Below are 15,328 nucleotides of genomic sequence, written 5' to 3'. Positions count from 1 at the left end.
TACCGCGCTACCAGCCGCATAGCCAACCTCCTCTATCGCTCCGCGCTCGCCCCCGGCCCCCGGCCACTGGGCGAGCGCGGAGCGATAGAGGAGGTTGGCTATGCGGCTGGTAGCGCGGTACAGGGCAGCGCTCCTCGCCGGGGCGCTCGGCGCGGCCCTCGGGACGGCGGCCGCCGCGCCGCCGGAGGACGGCTTCGTCGAGCGCGCCGGCGAGCGGATCCCGACGGTGCTCGAGCCGGCGGGCCTCGAGGCGCCGCTGCGCCTCAACGGCGTCGGGGTCTTCAGCAAGTTCATCTTCGATATCTACGTCGCCGCGCTCTACCTGCCGGAGCCGAGCCGCAGCCCCGAGGCGATCATCACCGCCAACGACCGGCCCCGGCGCCTGGAGCTGCGCTTCGTCTACCGGCGCATCGACGGCGACCGGTTCATCCGGCGCTTCAGGGACCACGTCGAGGAGAGCCTCGACGGCGAGTACCGCCGGGTCATGATGGAGGCGGTGGCCGGCAGCCGGGACCTCCAGCTCTTCGGCACGGACATCGTCGCCGGCGACGTCATCGCCTACCAGTACCGGCCCGGCCGCGGCACCCGCATCGAGTACAATGGCGAGCAGGTGGCCCACGTCGAGGACCCGACCTACTTCGAGGCGCTGCTGGCGATGTGGATCGGGGAAAAGGCGCCCGACAAGGGGCTCAAGGCGGCCCTGCTCGGTATCGACTAGGGGGCTGGAAGGTGTCTAAATTGAAGGTATGGAAGACGATGCCACCACGGTAGTGCGCTTCGCCGGGGGCGCCTGGGAGCGGGCGGCGTGGGACCGGCTCCGCGACGCCGCGCAGCGCGCCTGCACCCGCCGGACGCTCGGGGCGAGGCGGGCGCAGTACCACAAGCGGGTCGAGGAGGAGCTCGCGGCGCTCGCCGAGCTCGGCCTGCAGCCGGGGGTCTTGCTGGAGCTGGCGTGGGTGGTCAAGGACCTGCGCGCCCGGGGCGTGACCTTCGGGCCGGGCTACGGGCCGCAGTGCGGCTCGCTGCTGCTGCACACGCTCGGCCTCAACGGCGTCGACCCCCTCGAGCACGCCTTGCCCTTTCTCGGCTTCGGGCGCGAGCTCGAGGCGCGCCGGCTGCACCTGCGGGTGGCGAGCCGCGCCGAGCAGGCGGAGCTGAGCTCGGCGCTGCGCCGCTACAGCCGCCCGCCGCTGGAGCTCGAGCGCGCCCCCGGCGAGCTGGAGATCGTCGTCGGCTGGGACAGCTCCTTGGCCCTGACCCGCGATCTCGAGCGCATGGCCCGGCAGGTCAACGGCGGCTACGAGTGCGACCCGACGGCGTGGGCCTATCCGTGGGAGGATCCGGAGGCCCTGCGGCTGATCGCCCGCGGCGAGACGGAGGGGATCGCCGCGCTCGAGGCCCCGCCGCTGCCGGAGCGGCTGCGCGAGAGCGCGCCGCGGAGCCTCGAGGAGGTGGTGCAGGTCATGGTGGCCTGCCGCGAGACGGCGCCGGCGGGGCTGCCGGAGCGCTACAGCGGCGCCCGCAGCGGGGCGACCCGCCCGCCGCTGCCGCACCCCGCGCTCGAGGCGGTGCTCGCCCCGACGGCCCACCTGTGGCTCTACCGTGAGCAGGTGGTCGCGAGCCTCGCGCGGCTGCTCGGCTGCGATTGGCAGCGGGCCCTCGAGCTCTGCGAGCACCTCGCCGAGGAGCGCCGGCAGTCGGACGAGGGGGCGCAGTCGCGGCAGCTCGCCGAGGCGATCGCCGAGCGCAACGGCCTCCCGCACGCCCGCGGGCTCTACCTCGTCCGCGCCCTGCGCCAGGCGATCCCCCAGGTGGTGGACCGGGCGGCGATCCTCGCCGAGGCGACCGAGGCGTACCGCCAGGCCTACTACAAGGCGCGCTACCCGGCCGCCTTCCAGGCCGCCCGGCTCAACGCCGTCCTCCTGCAGCTCTCCCCGCACGCCGGGCTGCGCTACAGCCACGGCTCGGCCCCCGTGCCGCTGTGCCCGCACCGCGAGGCGCTCAGCACCCTCTGCCGCGAGACGGTGCGCGATGGTATCACCGTCCTGCCGCCGGATATCAACCGCAGCGGCTGGGGCTTCCAGGCACTGGACCGGCGCACCCTGCTCTTCGGCCTCGGCGCCATCGCCACCGTCGACAAGGCGGCGGCCGAGCGGCTCGTGCAGCTGCGCCGCAGCGGCGAGTACCGGGGCCTGAAGGACCTCGTGGCCCGCGGCTTCGGCGGGAACTTCGAGGCCGAGCCCCTGGAGCCGCTGATCCTCGCCGGCGCCCTCGACGGCATCGTCCGGGACCGCTGGGGGCTGCTCGAGGAGCTCGAGGAGGCCCGCCGGCCTCGGCGGCCGTGGTTGCGCGAGATCAGCCGCGGCAAAAGGACGCAGCCCCTCCCCTGGGGGGCGACCCGCCCGCGCGAGGGGTGGGCGTTCCAGCGCGAGCTCGATGTGCTCGGCTGTGTGCCGTCCCGCGGCTACTTCCCTGAGCCGGAGCCGCCCGAGCGCTGCTTGCGCCCGGTCAAGTGAGCCGGGGTCTTGAAATCCCCAGTGAACTATCTCAGAGTATAGCCACGCTGGCGGTCGCGGAGGCGACCGCATAGGCATGTAAAGGAAGGTGCCGGGACCCGGAGTCGCTGGGACGACCCGTTGGCTAGCTCGGCATCCTCAAGCGGGCAGAGACCCCCGTCCAAGACACGCCCCCGCAGAGAGACCCGGCGGGCGCATGCCGTAACTTAGCCATCGATCGTAAGCAGTAGAGAGGCAGCTACAAGGACCTACCAGCGGGACCGGTGACGTGGAGTCTCCGAGCCGAGCCGTAGAGGTGCACCCGGAGCACGTACGCACCGGCCGACCCCACACCAATCGAGGTGACTTATGAGCGCGATGAACGAGCAGGACTTCGGGGCCGACCCGACGAAGGTCCGCGATACCGACCACTACACGGAGGAGTACGTCGACGGCTTCGTCGATAAGTGGGACGACCTGATCGACTGGGACAGCCGCGCTCAGAGCGAGGGTGACTTCTTCATCCAGGAGCTCAAGAAGCGGGGCGCCAAGCGGGTGCTCGACGTGGCCACCGGCACGGGCTTCCACTCGGTGCGCCTGCGCGAGGCTGGCTTCGAGGTCGTCAGCGCCGACGGCAGCGCCGAGATGCTCGCCAAGGCCTTCGAGAACGGGCGAAAACGCGGCCACATCCTGCGCACCGTCCAGGTGGACTGGCGGTGGCTCAACCAGGACATCCACGGCCACTACGACGCCATCATCTGCCTCGGCAACTCCTTCACCCACCTGTTCAACGAGCGCGACCGCCGCAAAGCCCTCGCCGAGTTCTACTCCGCCCTCCGCCACGACGGCGTCCTCATCCTCGATCAGCGCAACTACGACGGCATCCTGGACGTCGGCTACGGCTCCAGCCACACGTACTACTACTGCGGCGACAGCGTCTCCGTCTACCCGGAGCACGTCGACGACGGGCTGGCCCGCTTCCGCTACGACTTCCAGGACGACGGCTCGACCTACTACCTGAACATGTTCCCGCTGCGCAAGGAGTACACGCGGCGGCTGATGCACGAGGTCGGATTCCAGCAGATCGAGACCTACGGCGACTTCGAGGAGACCTACCGGGACGAGGACCCGGACTTCTTCATCCACGTCGCCGAGAAGGCCTATCGAGAGGAGGAGTGAGCAGCATGAGCCAGTACCAGGACCAGGCCATCGAGACGGCCCGGCAGTACTACAACAGCGAGGACGCGGATAACTTCTACTTCCACGTCTGGGGCGGCGAGGACCTCCACGTCGGCATCTACGAGGACGACGAGGAGTCGATCTTCGACGCCAGCCGCCGCACCGTCCAGCGCATGGCCGCCAAGCTCCAGGGCCTGGGCCCCGACAGCTACGTGCTCGACGTCGGCGCCGGCTACGGCGGCTCCGCCCGCTACCTGGCGCACACCTACGGCTGCCGCGTCGTCGCGCTGAACCTCTCGGAGCGGGAGAACGAGCGCGGCCGGCAGATGAACAAGGAGCAGGGCGTCGACCACCTCGTCGAGATCGTCGACGGCGCCTTCGAGGACATCCCGTACGCCGACGGGACCTTCGACTTCGTCTGGAGCCAGGACGCCATCCTGCACAGCGGCGACCGCTCCCGCGTGATGAGCGAGATCGCCCGGGTGCTCAAGCCGGGCGGCGAGCTGGTTTTCACCGACCCGATGCAGGTGGACAACTGCCCGGAGGGCGTGCTGCAGCCGATCTACGACCGCATCCACCTCGCCACCATGGGGTCGCCGGGCTTCTATCGCGAGGAGCTGCGCAAGAACGGCATGACGGAGCTGGAGTTCGATGACAACAGCTCGCAGCTGCCGCGCCACTACGGTCGGGTGCACAAGGAGCTGGAGCGCCGCGAGCCGCAGCTCGACGGCCTCGTCTCCCAGGCGTACATCGACCGGATGAAGAAGGGCCTCCAGCACTGGGTCGAGGGCGGCAACAGCGGCTACCTCACCTGGGGCATCTTCCACTTCCGCAAGGGCTAAGCGGATGGACAGGGAGCCCTCGCGGCGCTGGCCTCGGCCGCGCTGCGGGGGCTCAGCTGCAAGCAAGTACTGACTGTTAGCGAGAAGGAGTAACCATGAGCAAGCGCTATCTCTTCACGTCCGAGTCGGTCTCGGAGGGTCACCCGGACAAGATGTCCGACCAGATCTCCGACGCCCTGCTCGACGAGTACCTCAAGCAGGACCCCAAGTCCCGCGTCGCTGCGGAGAGCATGGTCCAGACGGGCATGGTCATCGTCGCCGGCGAGATGAAGTCCACCGCCAAGGTCGACGTCGAGCCGCTGGTCCGCGACGTGGTCCGCGACGTCGGCTACACCAGCTCGGACATGGGCTTCGACGCCGACACCTGCGCGGTGCTCAACGCCCTCGGCGAGCAGTCGCCCGATATCAACCAGGGCGTCGACCGTGAGGACGAGAAGGATCAGGGCGCCGGCGACCAGGGCCTGATGTTCGGCTACGCCACCAACGAGACGAACGTCCTCATGCCGGCGGCCATCCACTACTCGCACCTGCTCGTCAAGAAGCAGGCCGAGGTGCGCAAGGCCGGCAAGCTGCCCTGGCTGCGCCCGGACGCCAAGAGCCAGGTCACCTTCGTCTACGACGGCGACAAGGTCGTCGGCTGCGACGCCGTGGTCCTGTCGACCCAGCACGACGGCGACGTGGACCAGAAGACCGTCCACGAGGGCGTGATGGAGGAGATCATCAAGCCCGTGCTCGGCGACACCGGCTGGCTCAACGCCGACACCACCTACCACATCAACCCGACCGGGCGCTTCGTCACCGGCGGCCCCCTCGGCGACTGCGGCCTGACCGGCCGGAAGATCATCGTCGACACCTACGGCGGCATGGGCCGTCACGGCGGCGGCGCCTTCTCCGGCAAGGACCCGTCCAAGGTGGACCGCTCCGCCGCCTACGCCGGCCGCTACGTGGCCAAGAACCTCGTCGCCGCCGGCCTGGCGGACCGCTGCGAGGTGCAGCTCTCCTACGCCATCGGCGTCGCCGAGCCGACCTCGGTGAACGTCGAGACCTTCGGCACCGGCAAGGTCGATGACGAGACCCTCAACAAGCTCGTCCGCGAGCACTTCGACCTGCGCCCGTACGGCATCCTCAAGATGCTCGACCTCGAGCGGCCGATCTACCGCGAGACCTCCAAGTACGGCCACTTCGGCCGCGAGGACATCGACGTGCCGTGGGAGCGCACCGACCGCGCTGCCGCCCTCAAGGACGCCGCCGGCGTTAAGTAAACGGATCGAGAGGAGTTCCTGAATAGCATGAGCCATCAAGACTACAAGGTTGCCGACATCTCCCTGGCCGACTGGGGCCGCAAGGAGATGAAGATCGCCGAGAGCGAGATGCCGGGTCTCATGGAGACCCGCCGGGAGTTCGCGCCGCAGCAGCCGCTCAAGGGCGCGCGGATCGCGGGCTGCCTGCACATGACCATCCAGACGGCGGTGCTCATCGAGACCCTGCAGGAGCTCGGCGCCGAGGTGCGCTGGTCCTCCTGCAACATCTTCTCGACCCAGGACCAGGCTGCCGCGGCCGTCGCCGCCAACGGCACCCCGGTCTTCGCCTGGAAGGGCGAGACCGAGGAGGAGTACTGGTGGTGCATCGACCAGACCATCAACGGCCCGGATGGCTGGCAGCCGAACCTGCTGCTCGACGACGGCGGTGACCTCACCGCGGTGGTCCACGAGAAGTACCCGGAGCTGCTGCCGAAGCTCTACGGCCTCTCCGAGGAGACCACCACCGGCGTCAACCGCCTCTACCACATGGCGAAGAAGGGCACCCTCGGGGCGCCGTCCTTCAACGTCAACGACTCGGTGACCAAGTCGAAGTTCGACAACCTCTACGGCTGCCGCGAGTCGCTGGTGGACAGCATCAAGCGCGCCACCGACGTCATGATCGCCGGCAAGACCGCCGTGGTCTGCGGCTTCGGCGACGTCGGCAAGGGCTCGGCGCAGTCGCTGCGCGGCCTCGGCGCCCAGGTCTGGGTCACGGAGATCGACCCGATCTGCGCCCTGCAGGCCGCGATGGAGGGCTACAAGGTGGTGACCATGGAGGATGCCGTCGAGGTGGCCGACATCTTCGTCACCGCCACGGGCAACTACAACGTCATCACCCACGAGCACATGAAGGCCATGAAGGACGAGGCCATCGTGTGCAACATCGGCCACTTCGACAACGAGATCGACGTGGATAGCCTCCGGCAGTACAAGTGGGACCAGATCAAGCCGCAGGTCGACCACGTCGAGTTCCCGGACGGCAAGAAGATCACCCTCCTCGCCGAGGGCCGCCTGGTGAATCTGGGCTGCGGCACGGGGCACCCCTCCTACGTGATGTCCAACTCGTTCACCAACCAGGTGATGGCCCAGATGGAGCTGTTCAACAACTGGGGCAAGTACGAGCGGGATGTCTACATCCTGCCCAAGCACCTGGACGAGAAGGTGGCCTCGCTGCACCTGGGCCGGGTCGGCGCCAAGCTGACGCGCATGGACCAGGAGCAGGCCGAGTACCTCGGCGTCCCGGTGGACGGGCCGTACAAGTCGGAGTGGTACCGCTACTGACGGCTTGCCGGAGGGGCGGGGAGGCCGCGCGGCCTCCCCGCCGGCTCCTTCCACCAGCGAAGCCTCAAGTCCCAAGTCTCAAGCCAACGGGGCGGAGAGGGCCGCATCCGCTGCGCTTGCAGTGACTTGCGGCTTGCGAGTTGAGGCCTTCCTTCCTCGCGCTGAGCAGCGCTTCACGAATCACGAGGTTCACTCATGGAGATCCAGAAGAAGCACAAGCGTGTCTACAGCTTCGAGTTCTTCCCGCCGAAGACCGACGAGGGCGCCGAGCACCTGCGCCAGACGCGCCAGCGCCTCGAGCGGCTCAATCCCGCCTACTTCTCGGTGACCTTCGGGGCCGGCGGCTCGACGCAGTCGCGGACCTTCGAGACCGTCGTCGACATCCAGCGGAGCAGCCCCGCCGAGGCCGCCCCCCACCTCTCGTGCATCGACGCGAGCCGCGAGCAGCTCAAGGAGATGATCCAGCGCTACCGTGACGAGGGGGTGAGCTACATCGTCGCCCTGCGCGGCGACCAGCCCTCCGGCTCGGGCTCCAAGGGCCTCGGCGAGCTCCGCTACGCCAACGAGCTCGTCGAGCTCATCCGCGAGGTCAGCGGCGAGCACTTCACCGTCGAGGTGGGCGCCTACCCGGAGTTCCACCCCGAGGCGCCGGACGCGATCACGGATATCGAGAACTTCGTGCGCAAGGCCAAGGCCGGCGCCGACTCGGCGATCACGCAGTTCTTCTACAACGAGGCGTGCTACTACCGCTTCGTCGAGGACTGCGAGCGGCGCGGCGTCGACATCCCCATCGTGCCGGGGATCATGCCGATCATGAACTACGAGCAGCAGGCCCGCTTCGCCGCCGGCTGCAAGGCCGATATCCCGCGCTGGCTCGCCAAGCGCATGGAGGCCTGGGAGCACGACCCGCGCTCGCAGATCGAGTACGGCATCGACGTGGTCACCGAGCTCTGCCAGAACCTGCTCGACAACGGTGCCCCGGGGATCCACTTCTACGCCCTGAACAAGGCGCCGATCATCGAGCGCATCTGGCACAACCTCGGCCTGTCCAAGGAGACCGGCGGCGAGGTGCGCAGCCCGGACGAGATCGAGCTGCCGGTCTGAGCGGAGGCGCCCGAGGGTGAGCGAGCCCGCCCCGGAGCGCGCGGGGAAGCCCGTCCCGCCGGGCGAGGTCCTGCGCGAGCAGTTCCTCGAGCCCTGCGGGCTCACCCCGGAGACGCTGGCGCAGCGCCTCGGCGTGCCGGCCTCGCGCCTGGAGGGGATCCTCCAGGGCGAGCGCCGGCTCTGCGCCGACACGGCGCTGCGCCTGGCCCGCTACTTCGGCACGGCCCCCGAGCTGTGGCTCCAGCTCCAGGAGCAGTACGAGCTGGACGTGGCCTTCGCCGCCGCGAGCGATGCGCTCGAGCGCATCGAGCCCCACGCTACCAGGGCAGGATCTCGCGGTTAGGCGCGTGCCAGAAGCGCCCGGAGTCGGCCATCCCGATGTGGTCCATGCGCTCGATGAGCGCCGCGGCGGACTCCGGCGGGTCGATCAGCCCGTTGTGCCCGGTCATGTCGGTGCGCACCCATCCGGGGTGGAGCAGCCCCACGGCGATCCCCCGCGGCTGCAGGTCGTAGGCGAGGGAGGCGGCGGCCATGTTCACCGCGGCCTTCGACATGCGGTAGCCGTAGCTGTTGCCCGAGGTGTTGTCGGCGATCGAGCCCATGCGGCTGGTGACGATGCCGAGCTTGCCGCCCTCGGCGAGCCGCGGGGCGAGGGCCTCGGCGGCCATCAGCGGGCCGAGGGCGTTGGTCTCGAACTGCTCGCGGATCCCCGCCACGGCCTCGGCGTCGAGCTCGCCGAGCCGCTGGCCACGCATCACCCCCGAGACGACCAACACCCACTCCAGGGCCCGGCCGGAGAGCGCCTCGGCGAGGCCGAAGAGGCTCTCGTGGCGGGTGACGTCCACGCCCTCGCGGATCTCCGCGCCCGTGGCCTCGAGCTCCGGCGTAGCGCTGCGCACGGCGGCGATGACCGTGTCGCCGCGCTCGCGCAGCTGGCGTACGGCCTCGAGGCCGATCCCGCGGCTGGCGCCGATGATCAGCTTGCTCATGGTTCCTCCTCTTCTAAGTCCTAAAGGCCTGATTCGGCTGACGGCGTAGCGCCCTGTAGGTGCGCCCTCAAAGCTGCACGCCGGCGTCCTCGATCTGCGGCAGCGCCGGCGCCTGGCCCTGCTCGGCGCAGGCGCGCAGCCAGCGGATCTCCTCGGCCCAGCCCGCCGGTCCCGCCGGCGTCTCCAGGAACTGCGGCAGCGCCCGCGTGCGCGGGTCGGTCACGGCGCGGACGAAGGCCTCCGGGCCGATCGCCCCGCGGCCGAGGAGGGCGTGGCGGTCCTTGCGCGAGCCGCAGCCGGGCCGCGAGTCGTTGAGGTGGAGGGCGACCAGCCGCGAGGGGGCGAGCACGGCGTCGAAGGCCGCCCACATCGCCTGCCAGCCTGGCTCCGTGTGCAGCTCGTAGCCGGCGGCGAAGGCGTGGGCGGTGTCGATGCAGACGCCGAAGCGCTCCGGGGCCTCGAGCCGCTCGATGATCGCCGCCAGCTCGCCGAAGTCCGCGCCGACGGTGGTCCCCTGGCCGGCGACGTTCTCGAGCACCAGCAGGACGTCGTCCTTGTCGGGGTGGTTGCGGCAGACGGCGTTGAGGGTCGCGGCGATGGCCTCGATCCCCGCCTCCATCCCGGCGCCGACGTGGGCGCCGGGGTGGAAGTTGAGCAGCTCGATGCCGAGGCGGTGGCAGCGCTCGAGCTCCGCCTCGAGCGCCGCCTGCGACTTGGCGTGCTTCTCGGCGTCGGCGGTGCCCAGGTTGATCAGGTAGGAGGCGTGGCTCATCACCGCGCCGATGCCGTGCTCGGCGCGGGCCCGGCGGAAGGCCGCCGCCTCGTCGTCGCCGACCGGCTTGGCCCGCCAGGTGCGCTGATTGCGCGTAAAGACCTGGATGCAGTCGCAGCCGATCTGCGCGCCGCGCTCCGGCGCGCGCTGCGGCCCGCCGGCGGCGGAGACGTGGGCGCCGAGCTGCGGCATCGCTCCCCCTCAAGGTCGGTCATACTGCCATTAAGGGCAGTCTACTAACTTGGACAGGGACGACGACAGGGCCGGTGCCCGGGGCGCAGCCCGGAGGGCGCCGGCCGCCGAGAGCACGACCGATCAGGAGGCCGAGCCATGGCGAGAGTATGGGTGGTCGCCGCGGACGCGGCGCGGGCCCGGGTCTTCGAGAGCGCCAACCGGACCGGGCACGCGCTGCGGGAGGTGGAGACCTGGGTCAATCCAGAGGTCCGCCAGCACGCCCAGGCGCTCGGGGCGGACCGCCCCGGGCGGGTCAACGACTCCAGCGGCCCCGGGCGCCACGCCATGGAGCCGCCCACGGACCTCAAGGAGGTCGAGGCGGAGCGCTTCGCCCGGGAGCTCGCCAAGTGGCTCGACCAGGCGCGCAACGAGCAGCGCTTCGAGCACCTCGTCATCGCCGCGCCCCCCCACTTCCTCGGCCAGATCCGCCACAGCCTCAGCGCCCAGCTCCGGGCCATGGTCTCCAGCGAGGTGGGCAAGGACCTCTGCCACCTGGAGCGCCCGGAGCAGGTCCGGGAGCACCTCCCGGACTTCCTCTGCTAGCGGTGGCTGGGGGGTCAGGAGGGGGCGGGGGCGCCCCGGCGCCGCGGGGCGCCCCCTGCGTGGCCCGGGGCGCTAGCGCCGGGCCGCGGCCGGGGTGCTCGCCATCCCGACGAGGTACTGCACCGGCGGGTAGATGGCCACGGCCGCGCCGAGGCCCAGGCCCAGGGCGCCTGCGGTGACGGCGAGGAGGTCGGTGACCCCCTGGACGGTGCCCCAGGAGCCGTCCGAGGCGGCGGGCAGCAGGGCGAGGGCGACGAGGAAGACCGCCGCCCCGACGGTAAGGGCGCTGCCCAGGGCGCGGCCGAAGCCGCGGAAGCTCCCCCCGAGGCCGGCGGCGCTCAGGCCGAGGAGCACCACGTCGATCACGGCGACCGCGGCGATGGCGCCGAGCACGGGGCGGAGGAACTCGACGATCACGGCGAGGACCTCGAGCGGCGTGTACGGGATTATGTCCAGCATGGCTTGCTCCTTCGCTCAGTCTTCGGGGCCTAGGAGATGCGGCCGCGCAGCATGGCGTTGTAGGTCGGGTGGAGGAGCCACTTCTCCATCACCCAGGCCGTCCACTGCGGCTTCATCGGGTCGATGAAGGGGAAGGAGGGCACCATCTCGAGCTCGTAGTTGAACTCGATGAGCATCGCCTCGCCGACCTCGGTGATCAGCGGGCAGGAGGTGTAGCCGCTGTACGCGGCGCTCGGCTCCCGCTCGGCGATGGTGTCGATGAGGTTGTCGACGACCACGGGGATCATGGACTTGGCGCTCGCCGAGGTCTTGCTGATGGGCACGCCGCAGACGTCGCCGGCCCCGAAGACGTTCGGGTAGCGCCGGTGGCGCAGGCTGTGCTGGTCCACCTCGAGCCACCCCGCGTCGGCCTCGCCCTCGGCCCAGGCCAGGGGGCTCTCGCGCACCGGCTGGGGGGCGCTCATCGGCGGCGGGATGTGGAGCAGGTCGTAGGACTCGGAGTACTCGCCGTGCTCGTCCGACTCGAAGGTCACCCGCTGCGCCTCGGGCTCGACGCCCTTGACGCGGTGGTGGTAGTGGATGTCGATCCCCCGCTGGTCGGGGAAGTAGTCCTTGAGGAAGGTGTCGAGGTCGGGCTGGGTGAACATGCTGCTGCCCGGCGGGTAGTAGTGGAGCTCGCTCTGCCCGCGGGCCCCGTTCTGGCGCAGCAGGTACTCGGTGATCATGGCGACCTTCAGCGGCGCGCCGGCGCACTTGATATCCCCCGGCGGCCGGATGAACAGCCCCTTGCCCCCCTGCTGGGCGAAGGCCTGCACCGCGCGCGCCGAGCGCTCCCCGTGATCGGGGGTGTCGTAGACGCAGGCGATGCCGTGGGAGCCGATGAGCTCGGGGCTCATCCCCTCGATCTGGTCGAAGCGCAGCTCGAGGCCCGTCGCCACGATCAGGTAATCGTACTCGAGCTGCTCGCCCTCGTCGGTGACGACCCGGTTGTTGTCGGGGTCGTACTCGGCGACCATCGACTTGACCCAGCTCACCTCCGCGGGCATGTAGCGGGCGTTGCTGTCGATCGCCTTGGACGGTGACCAGACGCCGGTGCCGACCAGCGGCAGCGCGGGCTGGTAGTAGTGCGGCTCGCGGCGGTCGACGACGGTGATCTCGGCGCCGTCGAGCCGGCGGTTGAGGCGGTTGGCGCAGCCGAGCCCGGCGGCGCCGGCGCCGACGATGACGATGCGCGCGTTGGTGGAGATCGCCCGGGCGGGCTCGCTGTGGAGCAGGCTGCCGGTGCCGAGGGCGCCCGCGGCGAGCGCCCCGGCGCCGAGCCCGGAGGCCTTGAGGAAGTCGCGCCGGCTACACGCCTTGAGCGGGCCGCGTAGCGCCGGGCCGTTGCGATCCGGCGAGTGCTGATCGGTCATTGCTCTCCTCCTGGCTGCATCATCTTGGCAGGCTCTTGAGATCCTGTACGGCCGAGCCGCGAATTCGCGTCAATATATACGAATGTCCGGCCCCATCAAAGCGCGAATTCGCGCCTAGGTTGTTGTTTATCGGCTCAATAAGCGAGGCAAGCGGGGCCGGCGGCGGCGCTTGCCGAGCCGCTCGAGGGCCGCCTCGCGGTCGAGCTCCAGCCCCGAGGGCAGCGGCGCCCCCCGGGGGGCCGTGAGCCAGGTGGCGATGTCGGCGTTGACCCGCTCGCCCTGGCGGTCGCGGGTGAGCATGTGGTAGCCGTCCGGGTAGAGCGCCAGGCGCCAGCGGCCCGGCGGCCGTGGCGGGAGGCAGCGGAGCATGGCGCGGATCGGCGCCGGCGGGATGACGCGGTCGTGCTCGCCGTAGAGGACGAGCGCCGGGGCGTAGAGGGCGGCGCTCGCCGCCAGGGCGCGGCCCATCAGCCCGGTGACGCCCTCGAGGACGTCGAGCCGCGTCCAGCGCTGGATCAGCGGGTCGTCGCGCATCGCCGCCAGGATGCGCGGGTTGTCCGTCGGCTCGATGGCGATCATCGCGCTGCTCACCTGCAGCCGCCCGGGCAGCCGGGCGCTTAGCCGCAGCCCGAGGCGCTGGTACCACGGCATCGTCTCGCAGGCCCAGAGCGCCGGCGCCACGAGGACCAGCCCGGCGGCCGGCCCGAGGCCGCGCTCGGCCGCGAGGATCGTGGCCACCGCCGCCCCCATGCTCTGGCCGAGCAGGTAGAGCGGGGCCTCGGGGTGGCGCCGGCGCAGCAGGGCGAGCGCCGTCTCGGCGTCGTCGACGAGCCGCTCCGCACCCGGCCACCGGCCGGCGTCCCGGGTCGCGCCGAAGCCGCACTGGTCGTAGGCGTAGGTGGCGATGCCCGCCGCCGCCAGCTGCTCGGCGACCACGGCGAGGCCGTTGCTGTAGTCGTTGAGGCCGTGGAGGCCGAGGACCACCGCCACGGCCTCGTCCCCCGGCGGACCCCAGCGGCGCAGGGGCAGGGCGTAGCCGTCGGCGGCGCGGATCGCCCCCGGCTCGAGGGTGGCGCCGTCAGCGGGTGCTGCGGGGGGCGACGCTGCAGCGGGGCTACTGCTCACGCCGGCGCATGAACAGCCGTAGCTGCGCCTCGAGGCTGTCGGCGAAGGAGCGCGCCTCCAGCTCCCGGTCGATGGCGGCGAGCAGCTCGCGGAGCTCGCTCAGCGAGAGCTGCTCCAGCTGCTCCCGTCTGCTGGGCTGATTCTGCAGCGACTCTCGGGTCATGCTTGCGGTCTCGATTGCGGCGTTGTACGGCCCGTCTCCAGGGGGTGCCGCCGGCTCACGCCGCCTGCGCCTCGGCGGCGAGCTCGTGGATGCGGTCGACCATCGCGTAGAAGCCGTCGCGACGGTTGGGGCTGAGGTTGCGCTCGAGGCCGAGCCGGCGGAAGAGGTCGCGGATGTCCGTCTGCTGGATCTCCTCCGGCGTGGCCCTGGAGTAGGCCATGAGCACCAGGGCGATCAGCCCCTTGACGATGAAGGCGTCGCTGTCGGCGATGAAGACCAGCCGCTCCGGGTCGCTCTCGTCGCGGTGGCAGACCAGCCAGACGTTGCTGGTGCAGCCCTCCACCCGGTTGGCCTCGGTGCGCTCCGCTTCGGGGAACTCGGGCAGCTTGCGGCCGAGGTCGATGAGGATGCGGTAGCGCTCCTCCCAGTCCTCGATGAAGTCGAAGGTCTCGATCAGCTCGTTGAGGTCCATGTGCGCGGTATCACGATCTTGTAGGCGGGGATCGAATGCTATGCCCTTATCTTAATCCTTTCGGCCGGGCCACCCGCTCAGCCCCCCGGGCGCTGCGGCCGGCGCCGGGCGTAGACGGTGATCTCCTCGCGGTCGTGGTAGAGCTGCCCGGCGCGCACCTCGGCCCCGGTGGCCTCCAGGGCGCGCAGGGTGCGCTGGACCGTCTCCAGGGGGCGGCGCATGGGCAGCTTGAGGTTGAACAGCGCCGCGCGGCAGTGGCCGGCGCGGAGCCAGCGGAGCATCAGCCGGGCGACGCCCTGGGGGCGGTCGACGACGTCGCAGAGCAGCCAGTCCACCGGCGCCGGCCACTGNGCAGCTTGAGGTTGAACAGCGCCGCGCGGCAGTGGCCGGCGCGGAGCCAGCGGAGCATCAGCCGGGCGACGCCCTGGGGGCGGTCGACGACGTCGCAGAGCAGCCAGTCCACCGGCGCCGGCGGGTGGTAGCGGAAGGCGTCGCGGCGCAGGTGCTCGACGCCGGGGTCGTCGCCTAGCCCTGCGGCCAGGGGGCCGTTGTCCACGGCAATGACCCGGGCGCCGCGCTGGCGCATCAGCCAGCTCCAGCCGCCGGGGGCCGCGCCGAGGTCCACGGCGCGCTCGCCGGCGCAGGGGCGCTCGGCCTCGGGGACGAGGCGGTGGAGGGCCTCCTCGAGCTTGAGCACCGAGCGGCTCGGCGCCCGCTTGGGCATGCGCAGCCGGGGGATGCCCATGGGCGGCTCCGCCGCCGCGCCGACGCCGATCAGGGCGTGGCTCGAGTCGGGGAAGAGCAGCCGGATGCGCCGCTGCGGGTCGCCGGCCCACGCCCCGGTGTCCGCCAAGGCGCGCCGGGCGGCGCCGCTGAAGCGCCGGCAGAAGCGCGCCAGGGGGCGGCCGGCGTCGCTGTCGGGGTGCTCGACCCACGGCTCGGCGCCGCCGAGCCCCG

At 71.1% G+C, this 15,328-nt stretch carries 17 protein-coding genes and 1 pseudogene; 9 read left to right on the top strand and 9 right to left on the bottom strand.

What is annotated here, in order from left to right:
- Positions 1-100 precede the first annotated feature (100 nt).
- The 8 genes from CKO13_RS06070 (at position 101) to CKO13_RS06035 (ending at position 8,545) form a co-directional block, all read left to right on the top strand.
- Entirely contained in the window at positions 101-718 is a 618-nt protein-coding gene (locus CKO13_RS06070; protein ID WP_200257878.1) for a chalcone isomerase family protein, read from the top strand.
- Between the two features lie 28 nt (positions 719-746).
- Entirely contained in the window at positions 747-2,516 is a 1,770-nt protein-coding gene (locus CKO13_RS06065; RefSeq protein ID WP_200257876.1) for a helix-hairpin-helix domain-containing protein, read from the top strand.
- A 348-nt stretch (positions 2,517-2,864) separates the two neighbouring features.
- Entirely contained in the window at positions 2,865-3,674 is an 810-nt protein-coding gene (locus CKO13_RS06060) for a glycine/sarcosine N-methyltransferase (protein WP_200257874.1), read from the top strand.
- A gap of 5 nt (positions 3,675-3,679) precedes the next feature.
- Positions 3,680-4,516 (top strand): sarcosine/dimethylglycine N-methyltransferase, encoded by an 837-nt coding sequence (locus CKO13_RS06055; protein ID WP_200257872.1) that lies wholly within the window; start codon positions 3,680-3,682, stop codon positions 4,514-4,516.
- A 95-nt stretch (positions 4,517-4,611) separates the two neighbouring features.
- Entirely contained in the window at positions 4,612-5,778 is a 1,167-nt protein-coding gene (metK, locus tag CKO13_RS06050; RefSeq protein WP_200257871.1) for a methionine adenosyltransferase, read from the top strand.
- Positions 5,779-5,805: 27 nt separating this feature from the next.
- Complete coding sequence (ahcY, locus tag CKO13_RS06045; RefSeq protein WP_200257870.1) at positions 5,806-7,098, top strand: adenosylhomocysteinase; 1,293 nt, start codon at positions 5,806-5,808, stop codon at positions 7,096-7,098.
- Between the two features lie 195 nt (positions 7,099-7,293).
- A complete protein-coding gene (gene metF, locus CKO13_RS06040; protein WP_200257869.1) occupies positions 7,294-8,202 on the top strand; it encodes a methylenetetrahydrofolate reductase [NAD(P)H] in 909 nt (302 codons plus the stop codon).
- Between the two features lie 16 nt (positions 8,203-8,218).
- Positions 8,219-8,545: a HigA family addiction module antitoxin gene (locus CKO13_RS06035; RefSeq protein WP_200257864.1), complete on the top strand. Its 327-nt coding sequence runs from the start codon at positions 8,219-8,221 to the stop codon at positions 8,543-8,545.
- Here the strand turns inward: CKO13_RS06035 and CKO13_RS06030 are convergent.
- A complete protein-coding gene (locus CKO13_RS06030) occupies positions 8,520-9,191 on the bottom strand; it encodes an SDR family oxidoreductase (RefSeq protein ID WP_200257862.1) in 672 nt (223 codons plus the stop codon). The genes CKO13_RS06035 and CKO13_RS06030 overlap by 26 nt on opposite strands.
- Before the next feature lie 67 nt (positions 9,192-9,258).
- Positions 9,259-10,155, bottom strand: a complete 897-nt coding sequence (locus CKO13_RS06025) for a deoxyribonuclease IV (RefSeq protein WP_200257860.1) — start codon at positions 10,153-10,155, stop codon at positions 9,259-9,261.
- Between the two features lie 138 nt (positions 10,156-10,293).
- Between CKO13_RS06025 and CKO13_RS06020 the strand changes: the two genes are divergently transcribed.
- Positions 10,294-10,740, top strand: coding sequence for a host attachment protein (locus tag CKO13_RS06020; RefSeq protein ID WP_200257859.1), 447 nt, complete (start codon positions 10,294-10,296; stop codon positions 10,738-10,740).
- 72 nt (positions 10,741-10,812) lie between these two features.
- On the opposite strand, the gene CKO13_RS06015 is transcribed toward CKO13_RS06020, so the two are convergent.
- The 7 genes and pseudogenes from CKO13_RS06015 to rlmM all read right to left on the bottom strand — a co-directional run.
- Positions 10,813-11,199 (bottom strand): hypothetical protein, encoded by a 387-nt coding sequence (locus CKO13_RS06015; RefSeq protein WP_200257857.1) that lies wholly within the window; start codon positions 11,197-11,199, stop codon positions 10,813-10,815.
- 29 nt (positions 11,200-11,228) lie between these two features.
- On the bottom strand, positions 11,229-12,611 hold the full coding sequence (locus tag CKO13_RS06010) for an NAD(P)/FAD-dependent oxidoreductase (protein WP_200257855.1): 1,383 nt from the start codon (positions 12,609-12,611) through the stop codon (positions 11,229-11,231).
- Positions 12,612-12,737: 126 nt separating this feature from the next.
- Complete coding sequence (locus tag CKO13_RS06005; RefSeq protein WP_338034591.1) at positions 12,738-13,736, bottom strand: alpha/beta fold hydrolase; 999 nt, start codon at positions 13,734-13,736, stop codon at positions 12,738-12,740.
- Positions 13,726-13,899, bottom strand: coding sequence for a hypothetical protein (locus CKO13_RS06000; RefSeq protein ID WP_200257854.1), 174 nt, complete (start codon positions 13,897-13,899; stop codon positions 13,726-13,728). Before CKO13_RS06000 ends, CKO13_RS06005 begins: the two co-directional genes overlap by 11 nt.
- Positions 13,900-13,954: 55 nt before the next feature.
- Positions 13,955-14,371, bottom strand: a complete 417-nt coding sequence (locus CKO13_RS05995; RefSeq protein WP_200257852.1) for a SufE family protein — start codon at positions 14,369-14,371, stop codon at positions 13,955-13,957.
- A gap of 280 nt (positions 14,372-14,651) precedes the next feature.
- Positions 14,652-14,721: pseudogene (locus CKO13_RS13105) on the bottom strand (hypothetical protein); the annotation flags it as partial.
- A 1-nt stretch (position 14,722) separates the two neighbouring features.
- Positions 14,723-15,328 (bottom strand): 23S rRNA (cytidine(2498)-2'-O)-methyltransferase RlmM (rlmM, locus tag CKO13_RS13100; RefSeq protein WP_207132103.1); only part of this gene is annotated, 606 nt, incomplete at both ends.

It is taken from the genome of Halorhodospira neutriphila (assembly GCF_016584055.1).
Lineage (GTDB): Bacteria > Pseudomonadota > Gammaproteobacteria > Nitrococcales > Halorhodospiraceae > Halorhodospira > Halorhodospira neutriphila.
Note: the sequence above shows the minus strand (reverse complement) of the source record. Positions and strands in the feature narration are given on the sequence as shown.

Coding starts and splice junctions, on each gene's coding strand:
- CKO13_RS06070 (WP_200257878.1), top strand. CDS start 101: ATGCGGCTGGTAGCGCGGTACAGGGCAGCGCTCCTCGCCGGGGCGCTC.
- CKO13_RS06065 (WP_200257876.1), top strand. CDS start 747: ATGGAAGACGATGCCACCACGGTAGTGCGCTTCGCCGGGGGCGCCTGG.
- CKO13_RS06060 (WP_200257874.1), top strand. CDS start 2,865: ATGAGCGCGATGAACGAGCAGGACTTCGGGGCCGACCCGACGAAGGTC.
- CKO13_RS06055 (WP_200257872.1), top strand. CDS start 3,680: ATGAGCCAGTACCAGGACCAGGCCATCGAGACGGCCCGGCAGTACTAC.
- metK (WP_200257871.1), top strand. CDS start 4,612: ATGAGCAAGCGCTATCTCTTCACGTCCGAGTCGGTCTCGGAGGGTCAC.
- ahcY (WP_200257870.1), top strand. CDS start 5,806: ATGAGCCATCAAGACTACAAGGTTGCCGACATCTCCCTGGCCGACTGG.
- metF (WP_200257869.1), top strand. CDS start 7,294: ATGGAGATCCAGAAGAAGCACAAGCGTGTCTACAGCTTCGAGTTCTTC.
- CKO13_RS06030 (WP_200257862.1), bottom strand. CDS start 9,191: ATGAGCAAGCTGATCATCGGCGCCAGCCGCGGGATCGGCCTCGAGGCC.
- CKO13_RS06025 (WP_200257860.1), bottom strand. CDS start 10,155: ATGCCGCAGCTCGGCGCCCACGTCTCCGCCGCCGGCGGGCCGCAGCGC.
- CKO13_RS06020 (WP_200257859.1), top strand. CDS start 10,294: ATGGCGAGAGTATGGGTGGTCGCCGCGGACGCGGCGCGGGCCCGGGTC.
- CKO13_RS06015 (WP_200257857.1), bottom strand. CDS start 11,199: ATGCTGGACATAATCCCGTACACGCCGCTCGAGGTCCTCGCCGTGATC.
- CKO13_RS06010 (WP_200257855.1), bottom strand. CDS start 12,611: ATGACCGATCAGCACTCGCCGGATCGCAACGGCCCGGCGCTACGCGGC.
- CKO13_RS06000 (WP_200257854.1), bottom strand. CDS start 13,899: ATGACCCGAGAGTCGCTGCAGAATCAGCCCAGCAGACGGGAGCAGCTG.
- CKO13_RS05995 (WP_200257852.1), bottom strand. CDS start 14,371: ATGGACCTCAACGAGCTGATCGAGACCTTCGACTTCATCGAGGACTGG.